Raw genomic sequence first — 26,281 nt, forward strand, 5'->3', positions numbered from 1 at the left:
ATCAACATATTATATGCGGATATTGTGTCATTCAGGTCGCAAAACTGTCAGTCAGGCAGGCGCAAAGCGTAAAAAAAGGTTAGCGGGGGGAAAGACAGCAGAAAGAGGATGTGTGGACATCCTCTGAATAAAGCGCGATACGCCTCAGGCAGCGGGGATTAACGGTGGAATTCGCCAGCGGCTTCCGGCTGGTACAGCAGCGCCAGCACTTCCAGGTGCGTCGACGCCCCGCCCGGCAGCTCCCAGTGAATGGTGCTGCCGACCTTGAGGCCGAGCAGCGCGGCGCCCACCGGCGCGAGGACGGAGAGCTGGCTGGCGCTGTCGGTCACCTGCGTCGGAAACACCAGCGTCCGCACGCGCTCTTCGCCGCTGGTTAAATCGCGGAATTTAACCGTACTGTTCATGGTGACGACATCGTGCGGCATCGCTTCCGGCGCCAGCATTTGCGCGCGGTCGAGCTCGTCGTTCAGGGCATCGGCAACCGGCGAGCTGGCGAAAGCCGGCTGCTCCAGCAGCCTGTCGATACGTTCGGCATCCAGTTCGTTAATGATGATTGCGGGTCTGGTCATTGCATACTCCATGTTATCCAGGAACCTGTCCGTAAAAGAAAACCCTCGCCGAAAAAGGCAAGGGTTAAGGTTCTCCCATCATACTGAGAGTTGCCGGCAGTTTGAAGTGATGAAACGCACAATCAGCGCGCAACGCCTCCGGCGAAGGGCGTTTTCTGAACAGTATGCCGCGTTGCGCTAGTGGCCAACCTTATCGAGGATAAACTGCGCGCCGCAGTTACCCGGGTGAGGCTGGGGCAGAAAGGCGGAGGTGGCCAGTGGGGCGTTGATGGTCGCGGCGTTGAGCGAGATTTGCATCTCGGTCAAATAGGCAGGATTACCGTTACAGGTTAATTTAAACGCCTTCACGCTCTGCGGACCCCAGGCGCGGGCCACGGCGGCGTCGAAGTCGGCCCGGCTGACGGTTTGGCCATAGTGTTTGGCAAGGAAATCACCAACCGGGCTGCGCTTAATTTCCCCGTTCAGGCGCACCATGGCGCCAAAATAGCTGTCGGGATCGAAGCCGAAGCAGACACCATGTTTGGCATATTCGTAACGTTCGAGGCAGGAGGTGCCGCCCGCGCCCGGCATTACGCTATTCAGTTTGTTGGCCATCTCCAGCGACAATCCCGTCTCCGCCGCCTGACATTTGCGGTTCGCTTTCACCTCCGGCATGTCGGGCAGCGGGCGCGTGGCGCAGCCGTAGCGCATCCAGCGTCGTTCATCCACTCCGCGCGCGGCAATGGACTTTGGCAGCCCGGGCCACAGGCCGTGCACGGTCAGAAAATCGGCTTTATTCGCGGTTTCCTGCTGCAGGCGGCACTCTTCCGGTTCGTTGCGGTTACGGTCATACATGCTCTGACAGAATCCGGTTTGCCAGGAGAGGGCCAGGACATAGCGGTCAAAATCAGCGTATCGCGTCGCGGTGAGCGGTTCAGCGCCGGCCTGAGTGGCGGTAAGCACAAGGGCAAGCGCGGCGAATTCCTTCCTGAACATGTTTATTCCTGATTGTGGATGGCAAAAGATAACGGGGAGTTATTAAAGCATAAAAAAGGCGCCTGCTGGCGCCTTTTCACGTGGTTAGACCATTAGTGGACCGCGCTGCCCGGGACGAGGATCTCGGTCGCGACAATCACCACCAGCAGGCCAACCATCACCGGCACCGAGGTGCGTTTGACCACTTCGAATGGGGAGATCTTCGCCATCCCGGCGACGGCCACCACCACGCCGGAGACTGGCGAGATCGTGCGGCCAAGGTTAGAGGCCTGCAGCATCGGGATCGACAGATAGGCGGGATTGATGCCGGAGGAGTGCGCCAGCTTGGGGATCATCTCGACAAAGGCGTAGAACGGGGCATTGCCGGAGCCGGTGGTCATCGCCGCCAGCATGGTCAGGATCACCAGCACCAGCATCAGAATAATACTGGCCGAGCCGAAGGAAGTGGCGATGGAGATCAGACCGTTGATGAAGCCGATGGTGCTTAATCCCTGAGCAAAAACGCCGGCGGCGACCAGCAGCATCACCACCCCGGCGAAGGCGTCAGCCATCCCGCGGTAGGCGACTTCCAGTCCGCTGAAGACATTTTTGGTGTTGAACCCGCGCAGGAATTCGAGGATCGCCGCCAGCAGCATGCAGCCGACGAGGATGGTAATAATGTGCAGTTCCGGCCCCCATTTGCCATCAAAGATCAGTACGCCAATAATCGGGGTAAACGGCAGGATGGCGTACAGCGCCGGGGCATTGGTGGTGATCTCGTTGACGTCGAGCATTTCGTGGGAAATGTTCTCTTTTTTATCCAGATAGCGCTGCCAGAAGAAGTGGGCGATCGCCATGCAGATGATAGCGGCGATGGAGATCGGCAGCGTGGTCTTGAAGGCAAAGTCGATCAGCGGCATTTCGGCCGCTTTTGCCGCCAGCACGACGTCACCCGAGGTAGGCGAAAGGATAATCGCCGCCGGGGAGGCGCAGATGGCCGCCGCCGCACCGCGGCTGATACCGACGTTTACCATCACCGGGAATAGCGTCGCCATCAGCAGGACGCCGAGGCCGGTCGCGGAGGAGACGGCCAGCGACATCAGGCAGGCGACAAAGTAGGCGGCAATCATCAGCAGATAGGGCGAATTGATATAGCGCAATGGCTTTGAGGCTAATTTCACCACCATATCATTGGCGCCAATATGCGTCATATAGGTGGCGAAGCCGCACAGCATCATGATCATCATACCCAAATCGCCGCCACGGCTCATGAGTAGAATCTTAATGTATTCAATAATGTCAGTGGCGGAGTAACCGGTGCCCTCGGTATTGCCTGGTAAGACTTTATGACCCAGCAGGGCGCTGACGATCAGCAATATTAAGCCGCCGACGAACAGCACGCCGGTGGCTGAATAGCCCTTAATGATATAGCGGGCGACGCCCACAATGACCGCAATCCCGATCAGGATCTCAACAAACGTCAGCATTCATTTCCCCTAAGCCCAAAGAATATGTAGTTAAAAAGCGCCACACCAAATTTTAATGTGCGAATGTGCCGAAAAAACGGACGAAACTCGCTGATGCAAATCAATAAAGCGATAAGAACTACGCCCCTCCCGTCCCGCCTGGATATAATCACCAGATGGATAGTTAAGCGGTTCTGATGGTCAGCGGGCGAAAATCAGGAGTTTGCCTTATTTCGTTCAACCTGTATTGAGACTATCTTTGCTATCTTAGGTGGCTTTTAAATGAAAGTGGTAATAGAAAAGTGTTGATGTTACGTCGTTTTTCATTGTTTTCTCTTGGTTTTTTAGGATGGTTATTGGTATCCGGAAACGCCAGCGCGTCGTTTTCATCGACCCTTAGCGAAGGTTACCATACCTTAAGTAATAACGTTGCGCAGACCTGGAATGAGCCGGAGCACTATGATCTGTACGTTCCAGCCATCACCTGGCACGCGCGCTTTGCTTATGATAAGGAAAAGACGGACAAGTATAACGAACGTCCGTGGGGGGCAGGCTTCGGCGTTTCGCGCTGGGATGAGAAAGGGAACTGGCACGGCCTGTACCTGATGGCGTTTAAAGACTCTTTCAATAAGTGGGAACCCATCGGCGGCTACGGTTGGGAGAAAACCTGGCGTCCGCTGACGGACCAGAACTTCCACCTCGGTCTCGGCTATACCCTCGGGGTGACGGCGCGCGATAACTGGAACTACATCCCGATTCCGGTGATCTTGCCCTTAGCGTCAATAGGTTACGGTCCGGCAACGTTCCAGATGACCTATATTCCCGGTACCTACAATAACGGTAACGTTTACTTCGCCTGGGCTCGCATACAGTTTTAATTCGCTAAGTCTTAGCAATAAATGAGATAAGCGATGCGTCTTGTGGAAAAACAAGGACTAAAGCGTTACCCACTAAAAAAGATAGCGACTTTTATCACTTTTTAGCAAAGTTGCACTGGACAAAAGGTACCACAATTGGTGTACTGATACCCGACACAGCATTAGTGTCGATTTTTCATATAAAGGTAATTTTGATGTCTAAGATTAAAGGTAACGTTAAGTGGTTTAATGAGTCCAAAGGATTCGGTTTCATTACTCCGGAAGATGGCAGCAAAGATGTATTCGTACACTTCTCTGCAATCCAGTCCAACGGTTTCAAAACTCTGGCTGAAGGTCAGCGCGTAGAGTTCGAAATCACTAACGGTGCCAAAGGCCCTTCTGCTGCAAACGTAATCGCTCTGTAAGCAACGCGTCAGTAGAATATAAAAACCCGCTAATCAGCGGGTTTTTTTTTGCCTGTTGATTACGCCTTTAGCGGCTGGCGGCCTGCGAGAAGAGCCAGAAGGCGACAGCCGTCATGGCAAACGAGCCCAGCAAGTTCACCGCGACGTTGAGGAGCGCCCAGCTCACTCGCCCCTGCTGCAGAAGAAACACCACTTCCGCAGAGAAGGTGGAGAAGGTGGTCAACCCGCCGCAGAAACCCGTGGTAATCAGCAGTTTCCACATCGGGTCAATGCCGGTCAGTCTATTAAACCACGCCAGCCCGGCGCCGATCACAAAGGCGCCTAACAGGTTGGCAGTCAGCGTCCCAATCGGGATAGCATGGTGCACAGGATTGAGCTTCATGCCGAGCCACCAGCGCAAAACGCTGCCGGTGCCGCCGCCAATAAAAACGGCGCAAAGAAGTTGAAACACGGTCGTTTCCTGCTATTTGATGTAAGAGAGTGTCAAGTGTAGCGCGCAACGGACGCAATTGGCTATTCATAACCTGACGGGAGAAAAACATGCGGGTAGCGGCAGGGCAGTTTATCGTCACGCCAGTTTGGCGGACGAATGCGCAAACTTGTGTGGCGATGATGCAGCAGGCGGCGCGTGAAGGGGCGGCGCTGCTGGTGCTGCCGGAGGCGTTGCTGGCACGTGATGACAACGACCCGGATCTGTCGGTGAACTCGGCCCAAACGCTGGATGGAGAGTTTTTACAGCTGCTGCTGGCCGAGAGCGCGCGTAACGGCCTGACGACGATCCTGACGCTGCATGTGCCGTCGGGGGAGGGGAGAGCAACCAACACGCTGGTGGTATTGCGTGAAGGGAAGGTTATTGCCCATTATCACAAACTTCATTTATACGACGCCTTCGCTATGCAGGAATCCCGGCGGGTGGATCCCGGCCGGCAAATCCCGCCGGTGATTGAAGTGGCGGGTTTCCGCGTTGGCCTGATGACCTGTTACGATCTGCGTTTTCCGGAGCTGGCGCTGTCGCTGGCGCTGAACGGGGCGCAGCTGCTGGTGCTGCCCACCGCATGGGTGAAAGGGCCGCAAAAAGAGCATCACTGGGCGACGCTGCTGGCGGCGCGCGCGCTGGACACGACCTGCTACGTCGTGGCGGCAGGCGAATGCGGGACGCGTAACATCGGGCAGAGCCGCATCGTCGATCCGCTGGGGACCACCGTGGCGGGCGCGGGGAGCGAGCCGCAGCTTATCTATGCCGATATATCCGCAGACTACCTTGCGCGGGTTCGCGAGCGTTTGCCGGTGCTGCAGAACCGACGGTTTGCGCCACCGCAATTATTGTGATGTTTTTTTAAACAAGGCTTGATTCACCTTGTTACAGATTGCTATTGTGTCCGCGCGCCAAATACCCGTATTGTTTATCCCAATAATTCGCTGTGCACGTCAGGACGGACACCCCAGCGCTCGCTCCCGGAGGGGAGGCCTCGGGCTGAATCACGCAGCCCACGCACAGGTGGATTACAATATGACGGATAAATGCGTGTATGATGGCGTATTCGCAGCTTGTATAGAGAAGAAGGTTAGCTATGGGTGAGATTAGTATTACCAAACTGCTGGTAGTCGCAGCACTGATTATCTTAGTGTTTGGTACCAAGAAATTACGTACGCTGGGCGGCGACCTGGGATCGGCTATCAAGGGCTTTAAAAAAGCCATGAACGAAGATGACGATAGCGCGAAAAAAACCACCGCTGAAGACGAAGCACCGGCGCAGAAGCTCTCTCATAAAGAGTAATTCTCCGGCTGCGTCCCCTGGCGGGATGCGGGTGGTACGGCGAAGAGGCCGCGACGTTTGACGTTGCGGCCTTTGTCGTTTTTGTCGACGCCGCGCAGGAAAGATGCAACTAACTGTTACGGGAAGGCGAAGCGAATGAAGCGGAGAGCGCCGCTGCGCCGGGAAGTGACGCAGCGGGAGAAGCGGCAGGTTATTTAACTTCCATCCCTTTAGCCTGCAGGTCGGCGTGATAGGAAGAGCGAACGAAGGGGCCGCAGGCGGCGTGGGTGAAGCCCATCGCCATGGCTTCCGCTTTCATCTCTTCAAACTCTTCCGGGCTAACGTAACGCTGCACTGGCAGGTGGTGACGGCTCGGCTGCAGATACTGGCCTAACGTCAGCATGGTGACGCCATGACGGCGCAGGTCGCGCATGACTTCGATGATCTCGTCGTTGGTTTCGCCCAGGCCCACCATCAGGCCGGATTTTGTCGGGATCTCCGGGTGCGCTTCTTTAAAACGCTCCAGCAGCTTCAGCGACCAGTTGTAATCCGCGCCCGGACGCACCTGACGATAGAGGCGCGGTACGTTTTCGAGGTTGTGGTTGAAGACGTCCGGCGGGGTCACCGTCAGAATATCCAGGGCGCGATCCATGCGGCCGCGGAAATCCGGGACCAGCGTTTCGATTTTAATCGTCGGGTTTTTCTCGCGAATGGCGCTGATGCAGTCGGCAAAATGCTGTGCGCCGCCATCGCGCAGGTCGTCACGGTCCACCGAAGTGACCACCACGTAGCGCAGCCCCATATCGGCGATAGTTTGCGCCAGCTTCTGTGGTTCGTTCGCATCTGGCGCGACCGGGCGGCCATGCGCGACGTCGCAGAATGGGCAACGGCGGGTACAGATCGCGCCGAGGATCATAAAGGTCGCGGTACCGTGGTTGAAGCACTCTGCAAGGTTCGGGCAGGAGGCCTCTTCGCACACGGAGTGCAGGCCGTTCTTACGCATCGCTGCTTTGATTCCCTGGATACGGGACGAGTCTGCCGGAAGTTTGATTTTCATCCATTCCGGTTTTCTGAGCAGAGCTTCACGCTCAGTTGCCACGTTCTTCACCGGGATAAGGGCCATTTTATCGGCGTCGCGGTACTTAACACCGCGTTCCATCACAATGGGTTTACTCATAGCGTGCGTGTTCCAGTTGCGAGTCACGAAGGAAAGCGAATTAATTCAATGAAATGTTGCAATTATCAACTATTTTTGAATCAAGAGCAGGCAGTATACCATTGAAAAGGGGCAGAAAGCAGCCTGCCTGCCCGGCAAATTGTAAAATAGTTGTTGTTTTATCCTTTTCCCTTCCGTGCGCTACGCCTTAAACGCCTGGATCACGGTCTCAATGATCTCTTTCAGCAATGGCTCTTTCCCGCTCTGCTTATTGAAGTGCAGCGCAACATCAATCTGCTCTTCCCGCAGGGAGGGGAAGTCCAGGGTCTGCAGCGGCCAGAGACGGGATACCATGGCGAACAGGCGCTCGGTGGTCAGCCCCAGCATGTCGCTCTCGGCGATCATTGCCGCCTGGGTTAGCAGGTTGAAGGTGCTGAAACCGCAGCGGCGCTCGCCCATCTCTTCCTGCAAACGTCGGTGGAGGGTGGGGTAGCGCTGGCCTTCCGGCAGCAGCAGCGCAAATTCATACTTCGCGAGGGTAGTTTCATCCTGTGGACCGTCCAGCGCGGGATGCCCTGCGCGGCAGTACATCTGCACCCGATCCTGATACAGGACATGATGGCTTATCGCCTGGCCGCTGTGCAGATGGGTATCAATTAACAGATCCACCTGGCGCTGCTCTAGCTGCCGCGCGGCGTCGGTGAGGGCGATGTTGTGCAGCAGGATCTGCGGAAAGACCGGCTTCAGCGCGCAGGCTAGGCCAGGCATCAGCAGCGCCCCCATGGCTGGCGTGGTGGCGATAGTGATCACCCGCTGCTGATGCGGGCTGCCGGTGATATCCAGCGCGCTGAGGAAAGCCTCCATACCGCGGCTGATGTACTGGTGAAGATGGGTGGCATAGGCGGTGGGCGTTACGCCCTGGCCTTTACGGATAAACAGCGGATCGGGGAACAGCGCCCGCAGTTTGTTTATTGACTGGCTAATGGCCGACGGCGTGATATTGAGTATCTTCGCGGCATTGACGATACCTTTGTGTACGTACACGGCTTCGAAGATGGTCAACAGATTGAGGTCAATATTACGCAGGATGCGAAACATCTGACGGTCGTAACGTTCGTCCTGTCGGTCAGGAGATTCTGACGGCGGCGTATTCTCTGGCACGCGATGAGTCCGGTTGGGAATGATAGGCCAAGTATAGCGGCCCACCGCGTTGCCGTGCGTGACAATTGATTGCAAAAATAATGTGTTACTCGTTCAGCACCCCGCCGTCAGCGGGGCGCTGGTCTGCCCTTAACGCTGAGGAAGGTATTCGTGCGGGGGATTGTTCAGCAGCGCCAGCAGATGGGCGACCAGCCGCGGAGCGACTGTCTCCGGAGTGGCTTTCGGCTGCCACTGGCGCATTTGCGTCATCTCCATACCGGCATAGCCGCAGGGGTTGATACGCAGAAACGGCGTCAGATCCATCGCGATATTGAGCGCCAGGCCGTGGAAAGAGCAGCCTTTACGGATCCGCAGCCCCAGAGAGCATATTTTGCGATCGCCGACGTAGACGCCAGGGGCGTCGGCGCGGGGGTGCGACTCAATACCGTATTCGGCAAGGGTATTGACGACCGTTTGCTCCAGCAGCGTCACCAGTTCACGTACGCCCAGCTTGCGGCGCTTGAGGTTCAACAGGACGTACATTACCTGCTGTCCCGGGCCGTGATAGGTTACCTGGCCGCCGCGATCGCTCTGGATCACTGGAATATCACCGGGCACCAGCAGGTGTTCCGCTTTGCCGGCCTGACCCTGGGTGAAGACCGGGTGATGTTCCACCAGCCAGATCTCATCGAGGGTGTCTTCATCACGGGCGTCGGTAAATTCATGCATCGCCTGCGAGACGGGTTCGTAAGGTTGCAGGCCTAGCTGCCGGATTAGAATTTTATTGTGCTGCAAAACAACATCTCCGCCGGGAAGAGAGAATTCAGGTCGGGGAGTATATCACAGCCGTGCGGAAGGGTATGAGAAGACCCGGCACGGCGGCCGGGTCAGGGAAAAGGTTACAGCACCATCCGAACGATATCGATATTGCCTAACTCTTCGTACAGCGTTTCCACTTGTTCAATGTGAGTGGCGTTGATGGTGATGGAGACCGAGTGGTAGTTACCTTTGCTGCTCGGTTTTACTGACGGCGAGTAATCACCAGGCGCATGGCGCTGTACCACTTCCACCACCTGATCAACCAGCTCAGGCAACGCCTGCCCCATTACTTTGTAAGTAAATGGCGTAGGGAATTCAAGCAGTTCGTTAAGTTTGGTTTTCATGTCAGCTCCGGTGTTACGACAAAATAATAACTCCCACCAAGGGCGGGAGTTATCAGGTTACTTGGATGAATAGTATATGGGGATGGAAATCACACTTTCAAGTGTTCGATTTTTAACCAAACCAGTGGTGGAACATTAATTTAATGTAATCAATAATTTTACCGAAGAAATTACCTTCCGGAATTTCCTGCAGCACCACCAGCGGGCGCTGGTCAATGGTTTTACCATCCAGCTGGAAGTTAATGGTGCCGACGACCTGGTTTTTCTGCAGCGGGGCGTGCAGCTCAGTGTTATTCAGCACGTAGCTGGCTTTCAGATCTTTCATCCGGCCGCGCGGGATGGTCAGGTAGACGTCTTTATCCACCCCCAGCGAAGCACGATCGCTGTCGCCGAACCAGGCCGGTTCGGATGCAAACTCTTTGCCGGCTTTAATTGGGTTGACGGTTTCAAAGAAGCGGAAGCCCCAGGTCAGCAGTTTTTTGCTTTCCGACTCACGCCCTTTGAACGTCCGGCCGCCCATTACCGCCGAGATCAGACGCATCTGCCCTTCGGTGGCGGAAGCGACAAGGTTGTAGCCCGCTTTGTCGGTGTGGCCGGTTTTGATGCCGTCGACGTTCAGGCTGTTATCCCACAGCAGGCCATTACGGTTCAGCTGGCGGATACCGTTGAAAGTGAACTCTTTCTCACGATAGATGGAGTACTCGTTCGGCACGTCGCGGATCAGCGCCTGGCCAATCAGCGCCATGTCGCGCGCCGAGCTGAACTGGCCGTCAGCATCGAGGCCGTGAACAGTCTGGAAATGGGTGTTTTTCAGGCCGAGGGCGTTGACGTAGTTGTTCATCAGGCTGACGAAGGCGTCCTGGCTGCCGGCGACATAGTCGGCCATCGCCACGCAGGCATCGTTACCGGACTGCAGGTTGATACCGCGGATCAGCTGGGAAACCGGCACCTGCATCCCCGGCTTGAGGAACATCAGGGAAGAGCCTTTGAATACCGGGTTGCCGGTGGCCCAGGCGTCGTTGCCGACGGTGACCAGATCGGACTCTTTGAATTTGCCCGCTTTCATCGCCTGACCGATAACATAGCTGGTCATCATTTTGGTCAGACTGGCCGGGTCGCGGCGGGAGTCGGCGTTGTTTTCAGCCAGCACCTTGCCAGAGTTGTAATCGATAAGGATCCAGGATTCGGCGTCAATCTGCGGGGCGCCTGGGATCATCGTTTTGATATTCAGGTCATCGGCGCGGGCAGCGGAGGAGAGCGCTGCAACGGAGAGCGCCGTGATGAGTAAACGAGCGGTGAAAGAGGTCTTCATGGTCAGAACAACGGCATCCGTGATGGAGTTAAAAAAAGTGCCTTACTATAGCAAATGCTCTGCGGGCCAGCATCCGACATTGCGCATGAGTTTGTTAATGACTTTTACATGCGCAAGGTGAACGGGCTGCCCGCGGCCTTTAGTTGGCGCGAGTAATAAAGGACTGCAGCTGCGCTTCGCTTTGCAGGCGCTGCTGAACGGCGCTGGCCTGCGCCTTGTCGGCAAACGGCCCCAGCTGAATACGCCACACCGCGCCGTTTTGCATGACCCGGCCTGGCACAGAGAACTGCTGGCTCAGACGCTGCTGATACTGCTGCGCCCGCGCCTGGTCGCTCACTGCGCCTACCTGCACGACAAAGCTACCGCTGGCGCTGGAGGTGGCGGAAGACGAAGCGGCAACGGCGCCGGCGGCAGGTGCCGTCGCGGCGGCGGCCGCGGGTTCGCTGCTCTCCAGCACGCCGCTATTCAGCGGCGTCGGGGCGCCGAGGAAACCGCCGCTGTTCACCGGTGCGCCAACGCTGTCTTCCGGCTTCAGCGTGCTGTTGCTGATCGGGCGAACGTCAGTGGGCGCGGGCTGGCTCATGCCAGCGGCGTCACCGCCGTCCAGATTCGGACGGGCGGGCAGGGCGTAAGTCTGTTTGGCGACGGTGGTACAAGCCATTCCCGGGCCGGAAAGCGAACCGTCAGGCGCGACGATGATCGGGTCGATACGCACTTTGGTGTTATTCGAGGTGTTCAGGCGGTCGGCGGACGCGCGGGAGAGCGAGATAACCCGATCGTTGCCGTAGGGACCGCGATCGTTAATCCGCACGACGATCATGCGCCCGTTGGCGAGGTTGGTGATCCGCGCATAGCTTGGGATCGGCAGCGTCGGGTGCGCCGCGGTCAACTGCGTCGGGTCGAAGGTTTCACCGCTGGCGGTCAGGTTGCTGTTGGGTTCCGCGTCATAGATCGCCGCGAAACCGGCCTGAGTAAAGTTTGCCGGATCCTGGACGATGTTGTAGCGCTTACCGTCGCGCTCATAATCCTGATTCGCCGTCGCGTTCGGCGTTTCATACTGCGGATCGGCGCCGCTGATCTCAACCGTCGGGCCATTACAGACGGCCGGCTGTGGAGTACTGACCGTCTTTTGTTGCACGTCATCACTCGAACATGCCGCCAGCAGCCCCGCTGCTATGCAGATCCCCAGCCATTGCTTACGCATTGCGAACCCCTTTAAACGCTTTTCGACAACATTTTTCTGTGGGTATGGATCGACATCACGATACCAAACCCGGCCATCAATACGATCAGGGCGGAGCCCCCGTAGCTCACCAGCGGCAACGGTACGCCCACCACCGGTAAAATACCACTCACCATACCAATATTTACGAAGACATAAACGAATAAAATCAACATTAAACCACCGGCCATGACCCGGCCAAAGGTGGTCTGCGCCTGGGCGGCGATCCACAGTCCGCGCATGATCAGCAGAATATAGAGCGCCAGCAGGATCAGTACGCCAATCAGGCCCAGCTCTTCGGCGAGAACGGCAAAGATAAAGTCGGTATGGCGTTCCGGCAGGAACTCCAGCTGCGACTGGGTGCCGTGCAGCCAGCCTTTGCCGCGCAGACCGCCGGAGCCAATGGCAATTTTAGACTGAATAATGTGATACCCCGCGCCCAGCGGATCGGTTTCCGGATCGAGCAGCATCATCACGCGCTGGCGCTGATAGTCGTGCATCAGGAAGAACCACAAAATCGGGATAAAGGCGGCGACCAGCACCACCGCAATGCCGATCAGGCGCCAGCTGAGGCCGGAGAGGAACAGCACAAACAGACCGGAGAGGGCGATCAGAATCGAGGTCCCGAGGTCAGGCTGCGCCGCCACCAGCAGCGTCGGCAGGAAGATCAGCACCAGGGCAATACCGGTATTCTTCAGCGAAGGCGGGCAGACGTCGCGGTTAATAAAGCGCGCCACCATCAGCGGCACGGCGATTTTTGCAATCTCCGACGGCTGAAAGCGGACGATACCGAGATCCAGCCAGCGCTGCGCCCCTTTGGAGATGGCGCCGAAGGCGTCGACGGCCACCAGCAGAATAATACAGAAAATATAGAGGTAGGGCGCCCAGCCCTCATAGACCCGCGGCGGGATCTGCGCCATGACGATCATGATCACCACGCCCATGGCGATCTGGCCGATTTTACGCTCCATCATGCCGACGTCCTGACCGCTGGCGCTCCAGATAACCAGCGCGCTGTAGGTCAGCAGCGCCAGCAGGATCAGCACCATAGTGGGGTCAAGATGGATCTTATCCCACAGCGATTTTTTGTTCGGATTATCCGTCATTATTGATCCTCCCCTGCGGTTACCGCCGGGTTTTCGCTTGGCAGCGTGGTGTTATTATCGCCCAGCATGATGTGATCGAGGATTTGGCGCATAATCGTACCGACCGCCGGGCCGGCACCGCCGTTTTCCAGGATCATCGCCACGGCAACCTGCGGGTTGTTATAAGGCGCAAACGCCGTCATCAGTTTATGGTCACGCAGACGCTCAGAGATTCGGTGCGCGTTATAGGTTTCGTTGGCCTTCAGGCCGAACACCTGGGCGGTACCGGACTTGGCCGCGATTTTATACGGCGCGCTGGCGAAATATTTGTGCGCGGTGCCGTTGCCGCGGTTGGCCACGCCGAACATGCCGTCTTTGGCGATTTCCCAGTAGCCGGAATGGATGTCGCCTACCGGCGGCTCATGAGGCTGGACCCACGGAACGGGCTTGCCGTCTTCCACGGTGCTTTGCAGCAGGTGCGGCACTTTCACCACCCCGTCGTTAATCAGGATCATCAGCGCTTTGTTCATCTGGATCGGCGTGGCGGTCCAGTAACCCTGGCCGATGCCCACCGGAATGGTGTCCCCCTGGTACCAGGGTTTTTTAAAGCGTTTGAGCTTCCATTCGCGGGTCGGCATGTTGCCCGAGCGCTCTTCGGCGAGGTCGATACCGGTATAGTGGCCGTAGCCGAACTTGCTCATCCACTCCGAGAGGCGATCGATGCCCATGTCATAGGCGACCTGATAGAAATAGGTATCCGCGGACTCCTCCAGCGCTTTGGTGACGTTCAGATGGCCGTGGCCCCATTTTTTCCAGTCACGATAGCGTTTTTCCGAGCCGGGCAGCTGCCACCAGCCCGGGTCGAACAGGCTGGTATTGCGCGTGATCACCCCGGCGCTCAGCGCCGAGACGGCGACGTACGGTTTGACCGTCGATGCCGGCGGATAGACCCCTTGCGTCGCACGGTTGACCAGCGGCGTGTTGGGATCGTTGAGCAGGCCGGAGTAATCTTTGCTGGAGATGCCGTCGACGAACAGGTTCGGGTCGTAGCTCGGCGTCGAAACCAGCGCCAGAATGGCGCCGGTACGCGGGTCGGTGACCACCACCGCGGCGCGGCTGCCGGCCAGCAGCGTTTCGATATACTGCTGTAGCTTGAGGTCGAGGGTGAGGTAGATGTCGCGTCCGGCCTGCGGAGGCACCTCTTTGAGCTGACGAATAACGCGGCCGCGGTTGTTTACTTCAACCTCTTCGTAGCCGGTCTGACCGTGCAGGACGTCCTCGTAATAACGCTCAATACCCAGCTTACCGATGTCATGGGTCGAGGCGTAGTTGGCCAGTTTGCCCTCTTTATCGAGGCGGTCGACGTCTTTATCGTTAATTTTCGACACGTAGCCGATGACGTGCGTCAGCGCAGAGTTATAGGGGTAGTAACGGCGCTTGTAGCCTTTGACTTCCACGCCGGGAAAGCGGTACTGGTTGACGGCAAAGCGGGCCACCTGCACTTCGCTGAGGTTGACCTTGACCGGAATCGAGGTAAAGCGATGGGAGCGGGCGCGCTCCTTTTTGAAACCGGCGATATCATCGTCGGTTAAATCGACGACGTCGCGTAGCGCATCCAGCGTCTGCTGCACGTTATCGACTTTCTCCGGCATCATCTCCAGCTGATAAATGGTGCGGTTAAGCGCCAGCGGGGTGCCGTTGCGATCGTAAATAATGCCGCGGCTCGGCGGGATCGGCACCAGCTTGATGCGGTTTTCGTTCGAGCGCGTCTGATAGTCGTCGAAGCGAACGATTTGCACATTGTACAGGTTGGCGATCAGAACGCCGGTAAGCAGCAAAATCCCCAAAAAAGCGACCAGCGCCCGGCGCACGAACAGCGAGGATTCAGCCGTATAGTCGCGGAAAGAATTCTGTAATTTCATTCGCTGCTCAGTCTACCCTGATCATCATTACTCACGGTGGTACGGATGGTTGGTGGTAATGCTCCACGCCCGATACAGGCTCTCGGCCACCAGTACGCGCACCAGCGGGTGAGGTAAGGTGAGGGTGGAGAGCGACCAACTCTGTTCCGCCGCTGCTTTACAGGCTGGAGAGAGGCCTTCCGGGCCGCCGACCAGCAAACTGACGTCGCGCCCGTCCTGTTTCCAGCGTTCCAGTTCGCGCGCCAGCTGCGGCGTATCCCATGGTTTACCCGGAATATCCAGGGTCACGATGCGGTTTTTACCGGCAGCGGCTAACATCATCTCGCCCTCTTTTTCGAGGATGCGCTTGATATCAGCGTTCTTGCCGCGCTTACCGGCAGGGATCTCCACCAGTTCGAACGGCATATCTTTGGGAAAACGGCGCAGATACTCGCTAAAGCCGGTCTGTACCCAGTCCGGCATTTTGGTGCCAACGGCCACCAGCTGCAACTTCACGCATTAACTCCAGAGTTTTTCCAGCTCGTACAGACGACGGCTCTCTTCCTGCATGACGTGAACCATCACGTCGCCGAGGTCGACGACGATCCAGTCGGCGGCGGCTTCCCCTTCAACGCCCAGCGGCAGCAAGCCGGCGGCGCGGGATTCCTGGACCACGTGGTCGGCGATGGACATCACATGACGCGTGGAGGTGCCGGTGCAGATAATCATGCAATCGGTGATGCTGGATTTGCCATGTACATCAATGGCAACGATGTCCTGACCTTTCAGGTCATCAATTTTGTCGATAACAAAATCCTGGAGTGCTTTACCCTGCAAGTGTTCCCCCTGGGTGCGTGAAGATTGATAATCATAAAGAGCCTGACAGTATACCTGAACTAATGAAAAAGTCGGGTGAAATGTCTGTCGGCGGGCGTTCGCGGCGGAGTATCATCCCATCCCTCGCCGAGGATTGCATCGCCATTTTTGTAAAACAATTTCTGCAAACCTGCTTTGGCGGATGCTGCCTGGCAGCGGAGAATAGCAGCCTGCTCTGGCCTGTCAATGGTTCGGCGGGAATTCTTCTTGCGGCTGCCAGACGGCCTGGCTATTTAATACCCGCAGGGTGGTGAAATCGTCGCGAATGTCGAGGAGACTCCAGGCGCCATGGGCTATCGGAAAGTGCCACATCGCCGCGGCGGGCATTTGCAACAGCAGGGCGGTCAGCAGGCTCAGGACGCCCTGATGGCCGACGATCAGCAGGTGGTCAAGATGGCGGCAGTCGGTCAGCGTTGGGGTAAACTCGCTGACGCGGCGGGCAAAACGCTGAAAGCTTTCGCCGTTGGTCGGGGCCGCGTGCTGCCAGTCAGCGCACCATGCGGCATAGTTTTCCGCATCTTCTCGCTGGAGGTCGCGATGATGGCGCATCTCCCAGTCGCCGAAAAACATCTCATTGAGCGCGGCATGGCATTCACGCGGGATAGCGCGATCGCCAAGCAGCAGATCGGCCGTTGTCCCGGTCCGCGCCAGCTCGCTGCAGAAGACTTTATCGAAAGGCACCGCGCGCAGTCGTTCACCGAGCGCTCGCGCCTGAGCGACGCCGCGCGGCGTCAGGGGCGTGGGGGCGTGGCCGCTGTATAACCCGGCAACGTTAGCTTCGGTTTCGCCATGGCGAACTAACCACAATTTCATGAACAGGCTCTGACAGGCGTTGGAGAGGTGGCGTTACGATAGCGCTTTTTTCGCGCCAGGCCCAGCCCGGGGTCAGCAATAGAGACCCTGCTCGCGGATGTAGTCCAGCACCGCGGCCGGCAGCATCTCGGCGCAGGACTCGCCGCGCTCAAGGCGCTGGCGAATGATCGTCGCCGAAATATCGAACCACGGGGTCTCAGCCAGGTAGATCACGCCGGAAGGGCGGTGATGCAAAGACTCCACGTCGTGGGTTAAATGGCGATCCAGCCAGCGCTGATCGGCCTCATGGGCCATGGTCAGCGGGTAACCCGGCCGGCGGCAGACAATCAGGTGGACATTGTCGAGGATGGTTTCATAGTTATGCCAGGTGGGAAAGGTGAGCAGCGAATCCTGGCCAATGATAAACGCCAGCGGCTTGTGCGGCCCCTGCTCCTGGCGCCACTCCTGCAGCGTTTGCGCCGTCCAGGAGGGGGTATCGCGCCGCAGTTCGCGTTCATCAAGCGTGAACAGCGGCTTATCGGCAATCGCCAGCTTCAGCATGTGCACGCGCTGGGCGCTGGTGGCTTCCGGCTGGGGACGGTGCGGCGGGACGTTATTAGGCATGATGATGACCTTGCTCAGGCCAATCTGATTCGCCAGGATCTCGACCGGCTTGAGGTGACCATAATGCACCGGATCGAAGGTGCCGCCATAGATTGCCTGTAAGTGAGTCATATCAACCATCAATAAAAACGTCCGCCAGGGCTTTGTGGCAGAGCAACAACGAAAGACTTTCCAGTTCGGGCCAGACGTCGTACCCGTAATCCTGTTTAAAGGTCAGTTCCGCGCGGGTCAGAAGGGTCACCGCCTGGCGCAGCTGTTCGCCGCTGAGTCGGGCGAGGGCGTCGCTGAGCAGCTGACGGCGGTTTTGCCAGACCCGATGTTTATCAAACAGCGAACGCAGCGGCGTCTGTGCCGACTGGCGCTTGAGGGTGACCAGCAGCAGCAGCTCCCGCTGTAGCGTACGCAGCAGGATCGCCGGCTCGCAGCCTTCAAGACGGAGCTGCTGCAGAACGTGCAGCACGCGCTTACTTTTGCCTGCCAGTAGGGCATCGACCCAATGGTAAGGGGTAAAGTGCGCGGCATCGTTCACCGCCTGCTCAACGCGGGGCAGGGTCAGCTTACCGTCCGGCCAGAGGAGCGCCAGACGCTCCAGCGCCTGCGCCAGCGCCAGCAGATTGCCTTCGTAACAGTAGCACAGCAGCTGGCTGGCCGCGTCGTCGAGCTGCAGCTGATGCTGTTTGGCCCGCGCGGCCAGCCAGCGCGGCAGTTGCGCGTATTCCGGCGTCTGGCAGCTGACCTGGACGGCGCGCTGAGCCAGCGCGGTGAGCCACGCGGCATTCTCCTGGGCTTTGGTCAACTTACTGCCGCGAACGATCAGCAGCAGGTCGTCGTGCAGCAGACCGACCAGCGTCGCCAGCTGTTCGTTGATCGCCGCGTTGGGGCCGTTTTCCGGTAGGATCAACAGCAGGGTTTGCCGGCTGGCAAACAGGCTCATCGCCTGGCTTAAGGCGAAAAGCGCCTGCCAGTCGGTGCTGTTATCGATAGTGAAGGAGTGGTGTTCGGTAAAGCCCTGCGCGGCAGCGGCTTCGCGAATAGCGTCCTGGCTTTCCTGCAACAGCAGAGGATCGTTGCCAAGCAGCAGATAGGCCGCGCGCAGCCCTTCAGTGAGCTGCGCGCGGAGCTGTTCCGGGTACAACCGAATCATCATTGACCCAGCGTGGTGGAGACGCGGTTACCCGAGGACGCCGGCGCGGTGCTGCCCGCGACCGGTTTTTCTTCCTGCTGGGTGGCTTCAACATCCGCTACCTGAACGCTTGGCAGTTTACGAATCAGCTGTTCCGCCGCTTTATCGTACATTTCCTGGATAATCATATCCTGCTCGGCGTCTTTGGCTAGCGCCGCCTGCGGGTTATCAAAGAACGAACGATAGACCTTGGTGGTTATCGGATAGATATCGTGACCCGGGATCAGGACGCTGGCATGAACGGTCATGACCATCTGATATTCCGCCGTACGACCGTCCTGGAACACCGATGCCGTATCTTTCTGAATCGACGATCCATCGAGGCGCAGAGAAGGGACATCTTTACGCAGCGTGCTGGCGTCGATCAGTTCCACGCCGTTAAGACGCAGCTGATTACGCACCGCGCGGCTTAACGGCCCGTTCGGATCGCTCGACTGGAAGATCATGGTTTTCATGGTGGTGGGCACCTTGGTAGTGCTACGCAGATGCCAGCCACAGCCGGCGGTGGCAAGCACCGCCAGAGATAACAACATTGTTACCAGATATCGCACGCTTCCTCCCGCGCTTAGCCAACGACCAGATTGAGCAGTTTACCCGGAACGTAAATCACTTTACGCACGGTTTTGCCGTCGAGATACTTCGCCACCAGATGCTCCTGGCCGGCGCGCTCGCGGACCTGCTCTTCAGTTGCGTCTACCGCAACGGTAATTTTACCACGAACTTTGCCGTTGACCTGGACGACGACGAGGGTGCTGTCTTCCACCATCGCGCTTTCATCTGCCACCGGCCACGGCGCGTTGTCGATATCGCCTTCACCGTTCAGCTCACGCCACAGGGTGAAGCTGGCGTGCGGGGTGAACGGGTTGAGCATACGCACGACCGCCAGCAGGGCTTCCTGCATCAGAGCGCGATCCTGCTCATCTTCCTGCGGCGCTTTCGCCAGCTTGTTCATCAGCTCCATGATCGCCGCGATGGCGGTGTTGAAGGTCTGACGACGACCGATGTCATCGGTCACTTTGGCGATAGTTTTGTGGATATCGCGACGAAGCGCTTTCTGATCTTCACTCAGCGCCGCCACGTTCAGGGCTGCAACGTCCCCTTTGGTGGTGTGTTCGTAGACCAGCTTCCAGACGCGTTTCAGGAAGCGGTTCGCCCCTTCGACGCCAGATTCCTGCCACTCGAGGGTCATATCCGCCGGGGAGGCGAACATCATGAACAGACGCACGGTATCCGCGCCGTAGCGCTCAACCATGACCTGCGGGTCGATGCCGTTATTTTTCGACTTGGACATCTTGCTCATGCCGGTGTACACCAGCTCGTGGCCCGCCGCGTCTTTCGCTTTCACGATGCGGCCTTTTTCGTCACGTTCGACGATGGCGTCAACCGGGGAGACCCAGTTACGTTCGCCGTTTTCGCCTACGTAGTAGAAAGCGTCAGCCAGCACCATGCCCTGGCACAGCAGCTGTTTCGCCGGCTCATCGGAGTTGACCATGCCCGCGTCGCGCATCAGTTTGTGGAAGAAGCGGAAGTAGAGCAGGTGCATGATCGCGTGTTCGATACCGCCGATGTAGATATCGACCGGCAGCCAGTAGTTGGCCGCTTGCGAATCCAGCATCCCTTCCTGATACTGCGGGCAGGTGTAGCGCGCATAGTACCAGGAGGATTCCATAAAGGTGTCAAAGGTGTCGGTTTCGCGCAGCGCCGGCTGGCCGTTAACCGTGGTCTTGGCCCATTCAGGATCGGCTTTGATCGGGCTGGTGATGCCGTCCATGACCACGTCTTCCGGCAGGATCACCGGCAGCTGATCTTCCGGGGTCGGCAGCACGGTGCCGTCTTCCAGGGTGACCATCGGGATCGGCGCGCCCCAGTAGCGCTGACGGGACACGCCCCAGTCGCGCAGGCGGTAGTTAATTTTACGCTCGCCGACGCCCATGGCTGCCAGTTTGTCGGCAATGGCGTTGAAGCCCGCTTCATAATCGAGGCCGCTGAACTCGCCGGAGTTAAACAGGACGCCTTTCTCGGTCAGCGCCTGCTCCGAGAGATCTGGCTCAGAACCGTCGGCGGCGAGGATCACCGGCTTGATGTTCAGCCCGTATTTGCTGGCGAATTCGTAGTCGCGCTGGTCGTGACCCGGAACGGCCATCACCGCGCCGGTGCCGTACTCCATCAGCACGAAGTTAGCCGCCCACACCGGAATTTCTTCGCCGGTCAGCGGGTGGATAGCTTTAAAGCCGGTATCGACGCCTTTTTTCTCCATCGTCGCCATGTCGGCTTCCGCCACTTTGGTGTTGCGGCATTCGTCGATGAAGGTGGCCAGCGCCGGATTGTTGGCCGCAGCCTGCTGCGCCAGCGGGTGACCCGCAGCGACCGCCAGGTAGGTACAGCCCATAAAGGTGTCCGGGCGGGTGGTGTAGACGGTCAGCTTGTCGGCGTAATGGTTAACGTCAAAGGAGATTTCCACCCCTTCAGAACGGCCGATCCAGTTGCGCTGCATGGTCTTCACGGTGTCCGGCCAGTGGTCCAGCTTATCCAGATCGTTCAACAGCTCATCGGCGTAGGCGGTGATTTTAATAAACCACTGCGGGATCTCTTTACGCTCGACTTTGGTGTCGCAGCGCCAGCAGCAGCCGTCGATAACCTGCTCGTTGGCCAGTACGGTCTGGTCGTTCGGGCACCAGTTCACCGCGGAGGTTTTTTTGTACACCAGGCCTTTTTTGTACAGCTCGGTGAAGAACTTCTGCTCCCAGCGGTAGTATTCCGGGGTGCAGGTCGCCAGCTCGCGGCTCCAGTCATAGCCGAAGCCCAGCATTTTGAGCTGGTTTTTCATGTAGGCGATGTTGTCGTAGGTCCACGGCGCTGGCGCGGTGTTGTTTTTTACCGCCGCGCCTTCCGCAGGCAGACCGAACGCATCCCAGCCAATCGGCTGCAGGACGTTTTTACCCAGCATGCGCTGATAGCGGGCAATCACGTCGCCGATGGTGTAGTTACGCACGTGACCCATGTGTAGTCGACCAGAAGGATAAGGAAGCATCGACAGGCAGTAATACTTCTCTTTGCTCTCGTCTTCAGTTACTTCAAATGTACGATTTTCGTCCCAGTGAAGCTGGACTTTCGATTCTATCTCTTCCGGGCGGTATTGCTCTTGCATGGCAGCCAGTGGTCCTGTTTTCAATACAGCTACAAAATGTAGCCAATGGATGTGTTATTTCAGATCGGCATAGCATAGCCCAAACGCCAACGTCAAAACAGCTTTTCGCACATCAACATCGGCAAAAGCTGGGCAGATTATTTCGCGAGTCTGTGGCTTGTCAGACACAGCGGGAGAGGAATAAGGTCTATTATCAGAAGACGTTAACCACACCGGAGGCGAAATGATGAACAAGGTTGCTCAATATTACCGTGAACTGGTCTCCTCGCTCAGCGAACGGCTCCGCCATGGAGAACGCGATATTGACGCGCTGGTGACGCAGGCACGCGATAAAATTGTCCGCGCCGGCGATCTGACGCAGAGCGAGATTGAGTCGGTGATAGCCGCGGTCAAGCGCGATCTTGAGGAGTTTGCCCGCAGCTACGAAGAGAGTCATGAAGACGAGAGCGACAGCGTGTTTATGCGGGTGATCAAAGAGAGCCTGTGGCAGGAGCTGGCTGATATCACTGACAAAACCCAGCTTGAGTGGCGGGAGGTTTTTCAGGATCTGAATCACCACGGCGTATACCACAGCGGCGAAGTGGTCGGTTTAGGTAACCTGGTGTGTGAGAAGTGTCACTATCACCTGGCGGTGTATACCCCGGATGTGCTACCGCGCTGTCCGAAGTGCGGCCACGATCAGTTCCAGCGTCGCCCGTTTGAGCCCTGATCGATCGGGCCCGGTGCTGAATGATTGCGCCGGGCCGGTGAAAAAATAATTAATGATAAATCTAATGGGGCAATATAAACCTTATAGATTTATTGGTGTTATGCTCATATTTTTTACACCGCCACGGATTATCGTGGAGCATAACGCGCAGCGTATCGCAGCCAGCTCAGCGTATGATATTGACCAAATTAATTTGGAATAAGATGCGCGGTGCGCTTGCTAATGGGGCGTGGGCGCTGTCTGATAACAAGGCTATGTCATTTGCGGAGACTCATCGGCGATGCGCTGTCGCCAGCGCATCGCTTATTGTCAACGAATAGTATTTATTTCTGCCTGTTTATACTGCTGGCGACCACCCATGTCAGAGGCGTAGTTATGGTAAGAATTGACCACTAACTTATCAGCAGAAAGAGAACCTGCATTACAAATTGAAAGGTTCAGGAAACCGCAGCGGTAGCCACCATTTTTGACATACCGGGTGGTCATCGTCAGGGAACCATTCGCCTTAATCGTTTTATAGTTGGTGATGTCAGCGGTTTGTTGCGTATACAGAGTCATGTCCCCGCTACTCATCATTTGACCCTCATTAAGTATGCCGTTATTCGCGGTGATGTTGACAGCATTCCCGTCGATCGTTGCCCTGTTCCGCAGGTAGTTACTCTCGATGCTCAGCGTGTCGCCGTAAATATAATAAATATTATCGATCACATCGCCTTTAATCGACAGGGAATGTTGACCAACAATATTCCCTTCCTGATCCAGATTACCGTTAGTCACTATGGATACATCGTTACCTTCAATGCGACCTTTGTTATATATCTTCCCCGAAGTGATGTTGTCATCCTTTTTAGCTTGCACGGTCAGGCTGGAGTTAGCCCGGATGTTGCCGGTGACGTTAAGCGTATTGCCGCTGAAAGCAATGTTTGTGACATCGCCCAGGATTGAACCGCCGTTATCGATATTGACAGCGGACACGGCTAACTGGCCATCAGAGTCGATATAGGACCCATAGCGAGTAGTGAGATTGCCCCCGCTGGCTACGGATAGCATCTGAGTTCCCCTAAAAGTACCCGCGTTAACGAGATCGCCGCTAGCATTTACGCCAAGTGTTTTGCTGCTGGCAATAGTGCCTTCATTGTTTAATGTCCCCAAACTGGACAACGCCGTAGCGTAAGCGGTGCTATTAATGGTACCTTTATTTTTCATATCCCCTGCAGACACCATATTAGCGACAAGGCCGTCCGCGTTGATGGCGCCCTCATTAATCAGAGAACCATAGCTCGTCATCATAAGCATAGAGTTTGCGCTAATAACGCCTTTATTACGCACGCCGAGGCCTAAGGTATTCCCCACCATACTGATGCTATTGGCCTTGATACCGCCTAGATTGCTGATATCAATACTATATTCCGGTATGAGCATCTGCATGACCGTAGCCGTTTTCCCATGGTTTGCTATCTCTCCGGTAGCGTTATTATATGTGAAGTTACCCGCGCTGAGGGCGGTGCTGGCGGCGTTAAGGGTACCGTTAATCGCAATGGCATCCGCAAGCAAGATCGCATAGTTTGAGGAGGCGTTCATGCCTTTATCACCGATGGTGATTTTACCCTGCGTGACCGTATAGCTATCAATCGCGCCGGTGTCGCTCAGATTGACCTGGCCTGTCGTCAGCACTGCTTTGTTAGTATTAATAAAACTGCATCCGGAGCAGGAGATGCCGTTAGGGTTGGCGATAACGACATCGGCTTTTTGTCCGTTAACCTCGATAAAGCCCTGCAGGTTACTCATTTTATTGGAGGTCACTTCATTTAAAATGACGGAAGCGCTGCCGTTGGTCAGATTGTTATTCTTTGCGATATTACCGTGAGTTTCGTGATTAACGTCACTGGCACTATTGTTTAATATGGTGCCGTTAGGGCCGACGTTAAATTCGCGATATAAGTTATGCGAGACGCCAGCGGCATTTGGGGCTTCGATATCAATAACATTTGCTCCTGATTTATGCGTATAGCTTGAGGGATCGGCATAAACAACGGATGAACTTAGCGCTGCAGTCAGCGCAACATATGAAACCTTGAATTTAAACATGTAATTTATTCCTTTAAATATGAAAAAATGAATCAGTAAATTGCAGTAATGTGCTGATGAAAACTAATACCTCCACTGTAATGAAAAGCCCATATTCATGGCATCGCTATGAAAGTCGTCAGGTTTACTGATGGGCGTGCCGATAAAAAAGTCATATTGCGTAGACGCTATTTCTCCGCGGACGCCGCCGACTGCGCCAGAAAGACTTTTTCCTTGCCTGGCGCGCTCGCTACCAATGATCCGGCCGAAGTCAAGACCAAGATATACCTGCCGGTCGGGGGTGGGAATATTCCAGCTAAAATCATTGCGCCAGTACCAGCCTTGATTGGCCGAAAGCGTATTTTCACCATCAAAGCCGCGAACCGTCCAGCGATTGCCGATATTAAACTGGTTGTCCGAAGATAATCTATCCGGGCTGAACTGGGCATGGAAACGCGGCATCCAGCTAAACTTTTCGCCGGTTGCGGCAAACTGCATTAAGGCCTGTATATCGGCGTGAACGATGCGCGAATGGCGGCTATATAAACCGGCTTTTTCCTCCGGCGTAGGCACGGAGCTGAGCCACGGCAGGCTGCGCTGAATACCTACGCTGGCGTCGACAATTTTATTGTTAAAATAGCGCTGGTGGCGCAGGGTAAATTCCCAGACAGGATTTTGTTTACGCATTACATGCAGCTCATCGCCGCCAAAAAAGTAGTGCGAACTGCTCTTTGCTATGCGCAGATCGGCGGTCGTTTTTTGTTGTCGGGTATGCGAAAGCAGGCGGCTAAGGGTCGCGCTGTAATAACGGTTTTTACTTTTGTAGTCGATGCTTGACCATCTTCCTTTAAACAGCTGGCGGTACTGGCTGTAGGAGCCGTACAGGCTCAATGACCAGTAACCTAAAGGCACGGAGTAGTAAAGATTGCCGTTATGGTTGCCGTCGTTGTGCTGGTTGAATTCAACGTCGCCGCCTGCCGAGATGGAAAGAATATCGTTCAATGAAGATAAATCGTAAAGGTATAGCGCGCCGCCGCCCTGATAGCGACCGCTGGCGCGGCTGCCTGCGTCATCAAGCCAGGCGCCAACCTGCCACTGTTTATCCATTACCCGGGCGATTTCAATATCACTTTCGCCAATGTGTTCCCCGGGCCGCAGCTTCATATGGGCGCTGGTGCCAGGCAGCCGCTGCAGGTTAGCCATCCCTTGTTCAAGATCGCTGAGGCGCAGGATTTTACCGGTATGCGTGGGCATGGAGGTCCACAGGTTCGTCACGGCACTATTCGGCGCAAAATCAATATGCCCCGTTTTGCCATAAGTCAGCGTTATTTTGAGAATGCCCCCTACTAGTGACTGAGAAGGGATATCGATCAGGGAAGTAATATATCCTTGCGTTATCAGTTCATTTTGTAAGGCGTTCGTCAGCAGGCGAATCCCATCTATTCCGAGGCAATGGCCGGGCGCCTGGGCTGCGATCTTCCCGAGGAGGGCGGTGGTTTTTGCGTTGTCCTCGGAGGTAATATCAACTTTCGTGATATACCGACAGGTCGCTTCTTCGGGAAATATCAAGGTTTGCTTTTTCGTATGGGTACGAGAAGATTGGTATTGCTGCTGATGGGGCATTAATGCGCTTTCACGGGCTTTATCCTGTTCAACCTGGTTTACCGTTGCGGCCTCAATACCCGCCCAGGCGGTAAAGCAGGTGAGCAAATTTAAACACAAAATAATGGCCAGTCTGTTAGTGTTAGTCCGCATGAAGCAATATCCGTTTGTTTCATTGAGTAAGATTATAATTAATGGTTGTGCGCGGCATGAAATAGCCTGCGCGACGTATAGCAAGTCAATTGAAATATTATTTTCAAGAAATTTAAACTC

Annotated in this window: 26 protein-coding genes; 5 read left to right on the forward strand and 21 right to left on the reverse strand. The window is 56.2% G+C overall.

Translation table 11 applies throughout. The annotated features are described in order from the left end of the window. Positions 1 to 158 precede the first annotated feature (158 nt). The 3 genes from rnk to dcuC form a co-directional block, all read right to left on the reverse strand. Positions 159 to 569, reverse strand: coding sequence for a nucleoside diphosphate kinase regulator (gene rnk, locus MKR05_RS18275; RefSeq protein ID WP_032455114.1), 411 nt, complete (start codon positions 567 to 569; stop codon positions 159 to 161). Between the two features lie 177 nt (positions 570 to 746). Then, on the reverse strand, positions 747 to 1,544 hold the full coding sequence (rna, locus tag MKR05_RS18280) for a ribonuclease I (protein ID WP_023288823.1): 798 nt from the start codon (positions 1,542 to 1,544) through the stop codon (positions 747 to 749). A 92-nt stretch (positions 1,545 to 1,636) separates the two neighbouring features. Continuing rightward, on the reverse strand, positions 1,637 to 3,010 hold the full coding sequence (dcuC, locus tag MKR05_RS18285) for an anaerobic C4-dicarboxylate transporter DcuC (protein ID WP_023288824.1): 1,374 nt from the start codon (positions 3,008 to 3,010) through the stop codon (positions 1,637 to 1,639). A gap of 335 nt (positions 3,011 to 3,345) precedes the next feature. On the opposite strand from dcuC, the gene pagP reads away from it, so the two are divergent. Next, the gene (gene pagP, locus MKR05_RS18290) at positions 3,346 to 3,867 is read left to right on the forward strand and encodes a lipid IV(A) palmitoyltransferase PagP (protein WP_023288825.1); all 522 of its coding nucleotides are present in this window, start codon (positions 3,346 to 3,348) and stop codon (positions 3,865 to 3,867) included. 194 nt (positions 3,868 to 4,061) lie between these two features. Next, complete coding sequence (gene cspE, locus MKR05_RS18295) at positions 4,062 to 4,271, forward strand: transcription antiterminator/RNA stability regulator CspE (RefSeq protein WP_002439184.1); 210 nt, start codon at positions 4,062 to 4,064, stop codon at positions 4,269 to 4,271. A 67-nt stretch (positions 4,272 to 4,338) separates the two neighbouring features. Here the strand turns inward: cspE and crcB are convergent, their stop codons facing one another. Further along, positions 4,339 to 4,722: a fluoride efflux transporter CrcB gene (gene crcB / locus MKR05_RS18300; protein ID WP_002894459.1), complete on the reverse strand. Its 384-nt coding sequence runs from the start codon at positions 4,720 to 4,722 to the stop codon at positions 4,339 to 4,341. A gap of 89 nt (positions 4,723 to 4,811) precedes the next feature. Between crcB and MKR05_RS18305 the strand changes: the two genes are divergently transcribed. Together MKR05_RS18305 and tatE are read left to right on the forward strand one after the other, a co-directional pair. Beyond that, positions 4,812 to 5,600 (forward strand): deaminated glutathione amidase, encoded by a 789-nt coding sequence (locus MKR05_RS18305; protein WP_023288826.1) that lies wholly within the window; start codon positions 4,812 to 4,814, stop codon positions 5,598 to 5,600. A 242-nt stretch (positions 5,601 to 5,842) separates the two neighbouring features. Next, positions 5,843 to 6,049: a twin-arginine translocase subunit TatE gene (tatE, locus tag MKR05_RS18310; protein WP_023288827.1), complete on the forward strand. Its 207-nt coding sequence runs from the start codon at positions 5,843 to 5,845 to the stop codon at positions 6,047 to 6,049. 190 nt (positions 6,050 to 6,239) lie between these two features. Here the strand turns inward: tatE and lipA are convergent, their stop codons facing one another. The 15 genes from lipA to leuS form a co-directional block, all read right to left on the reverse strand. Continuing rightward, positions 6,240 to 7,205 (reverse strand): lipoyl synthase, encoded by a 966-nt coding sequence (gene lipA, locus MKR05_RS18315; RefSeq protein ID WP_023288828.1) that lies wholly within the window; start codon positions 7,203 to 7,205, stop codon positions 6,240 to 6,242. 180 nt (positions 7,206 to 7,385) lie between these two features. Next, a complete protein-coding gene (locus MKR05_RS18320; protein WP_101991824.1) occupies positions 7,386 to 8,345 on the reverse strand; it encodes a YbeF family transcriptional regulator in 960 nt (319 codons plus the stop codon). A gap of 129 nt (positions 8,346 to 8,474) precedes the next feature. After that, a complete protein-coding gene (gene lipB, locus MKR05_RS18325; protein WP_049015332.1) occupies positions 8,475 to 9,119 on the reverse strand; it encodes a lipoyl(octanoyl) transferase LipB in 645 nt (214 codons plus the stop codon). Between the two features lie 104 nt (positions 9,120 to 9,223). Beyond that, positions 9,224 to 9,487: a DUF493 family protein YbeD gene (gene ybeD, locus MKR05_RS18330; RefSeq protein WP_002894474.1), complete on the reverse strand. Its 264-nt coding sequence runs from the start codon at positions 9,485 to 9,487 to the stop codon at positions 9,224 to 9,226. Between the two features lie 112 nt (positions 9,488 to 9,599). After that, complete coding sequence (gene dacA / locus MKR05_RS18335) at positions 9,600 to 10,799, reverse strand: D-alanyl-D-alanine carboxypeptidase DacA (RefSeq protein WP_023288831.1); 1,200 nt, start codon at positions 10,797 to 10,799, stop codon at positions 9,600 to 9,602. 139 nt (positions 10,800 to 10,938) lie between these two features. Further along, positions 10,939 to 12,003, reverse strand: a complete 1,065-nt coding sequence (rlpA, locus tag MKR05_RS18340) for an endolytic peptidoglycan transglycosylase RlpA (protein ID WP_284118494.1) — start codon at positions 12,001 to 12,003, stop codon at positions 10,939 to 10,941. 11 nt (positions 12,004 to 12,014) lie between these two features. Further along, complete coding sequence (gene mrdB, locus MKR05_RS18345) at positions 12,015 to 13,127, reverse strand: peptidoglycan glycosyltransferase MrdB (RefSeq protein WP_004885876.1); 1,113 nt, start codon at positions 13,125 to 13,127, stop codon at positions 12,015 to 12,017. Beyond that, positions 13,127 to 15,028 (reverse strand): peptidoglycan DD-transpeptidase MrdA, encoded by a 1,902-nt coding sequence (gene mrdA / locus MKR05_RS18350; protein WP_023288833.1) that lies wholly within the window; start codon positions 15,026 to 15,028, stop codon positions 13,127 to 13,129. Before mrdA ends, mrdB begins: the two co-directional genes overlap by 1 nt. A 27-nt stretch (positions 15,029 to 15,055) precedes the next feature. Next, positions 15,056 to 15,523 (reverse strand): 23S rRNA (pseudouridine(1915)-N(3))-methyltransferase RlmH, encoded by a 468-nt coding sequence (gene rlmH / locus MKR05_RS18355; protein WP_002894620.1) that lies wholly within the window; start codon positions 15,521 to 15,523, stop codon positions 15,056 to 15,058. A gap of 3 nt (positions 15,524 to 15,526) precedes the next feature. After that, on the reverse strand, positions 15,527 to 15,844 hold the full coding sequence (rsfS, locus tag MKR05_RS18360; protein WP_023288834.1) for a ribosome silencing factor: 318 nt from the start codon (positions 15,842 to 15,844) through the stop codon (positions 15,527 to 15,529). A 222-nt stretch (positions 15,845 to 16,066) separates the two neighbouring features. Beyond that, positions 16,067 to 16,696 carry an adenosylcobalamin/alpha-ribazole phosphatase gene (locus tag MKR05_RS18365; RefSeq protein ID WP_023288835.1) on the reverse strand — a complete coding sequence of 210 codons (630 nt, stop codon included), beginning with the start codon at positions 16,694 to 16,696 and terminating at the stop codon, positions 16,067 to 16,069. Positions 16,697 to 16,768: 72 nt separating this feature from the next. Beyond that, entirely contained in the window at positions 16,769 to 17,419 is a 651-nt protein-coding gene (nadD, locus tag MKR05_RS18370; RefSeq protein ID WP_032455122.1) for a nicotinate-nucleotide adenylyltransferase, read from the reverse strand. Then, complete coding sequence (gene holA, locus MKR05_RS18375) at positions 17,412 to 18,443, reverse strand: DNA polymerase III subunit delta (protein ID WP_284118584.1); 1,032 nt, start codon at positions 18,441 to 18,443, stop codon at positions 17,412 to 17,414. Before holA ends, nadD begins: the two co-directional genes overlap by 8 nt. Continuing rightward, positions 18,443 to 19,033, reverse strand: coding sequence for an LPS assembly lipoprotein LptE (gene lptE, locus MKR05_RS18380; protein ID WP_004885890.1), 591 nt, complete (start codon positions 19,031 to 19,033; stop codon positions 18,443 to 18,445). Before lptE ends, holA begins: the two co-directional genes overlap by 1 nt. 14 nt (positions 19,034 to 19,047) lie before the next feature. Beyond that, complete coding sequence (gene leuS / locus MKR05_RS18385; protein ID WP_044521615.1) at positions 19,048 to 21,630, reverse strand: leucine--tRNA ligase; 2,583 nt, start codon at positions 21,628 to 21,630, stop codon at positions 19,048 to 19,050. 226 nt (positions 21,631 to 21,856) lie between these two features. Here leuS and MKR05_RS18390 point away from each other — a divergent pair, with 226 nt between their 5' ends. After that, positions 21,857 to 22,339: a zinc ribbon-containing protein gene (locus MKR05_RS18390; protein WP_025999140.1), complete on the forward strand. Its 483-nt coding sequence runs from the start codon at positions 21,857 to 21,859 to the stop codon at positions 22,337 to 22,339. 309 nt (positions 22,340 to 22,648) lie between these two features. On the opposite strand, the gene MKR05_RS18395 is transcribed toward MKR05_RS18390, so the two are convergent. Then, the gene (locus tag MKR05_RS18395) at positions 22,649 to 24,427 is read right to left on the reverse strand and encodes a filamentous hemagglutinin N-terminal domain-containing protein (RefSeq protein WP_238874928.1); all 1,779 of its coding nucleotides are present in this window, start codon (positions 24,425 to 24,427) and stop codon (positions 22,649 to 22,651) included. Between the two features lie 63 nt (positions 24,428 to 24,490). Then, positions 24,491 to 26,161, reverse strand: a complete 1,671-nt coding sequence (locus tag MKR05_RS18400; protein WP_238874930.1) for a ShlB/FhaC/HecB family hemolysin secretion/activation protein — start codon at positions 26,159 to 26,161, stop codon at positions 24,491 to 24,493. Positions 26,162 to 26,281 lie beyond the last annotated feature (120 nt).

Source organism: Klebsiella sp. K5-204 (genome assembly GCF_030128585.1).
Lineage (GTDB): Bacteria > Pseudomonadota > Gammaproteobacteria > Enterobacterales > Enterobacteriaceae > Klebsiella > Klebsiella quasipneumoniae.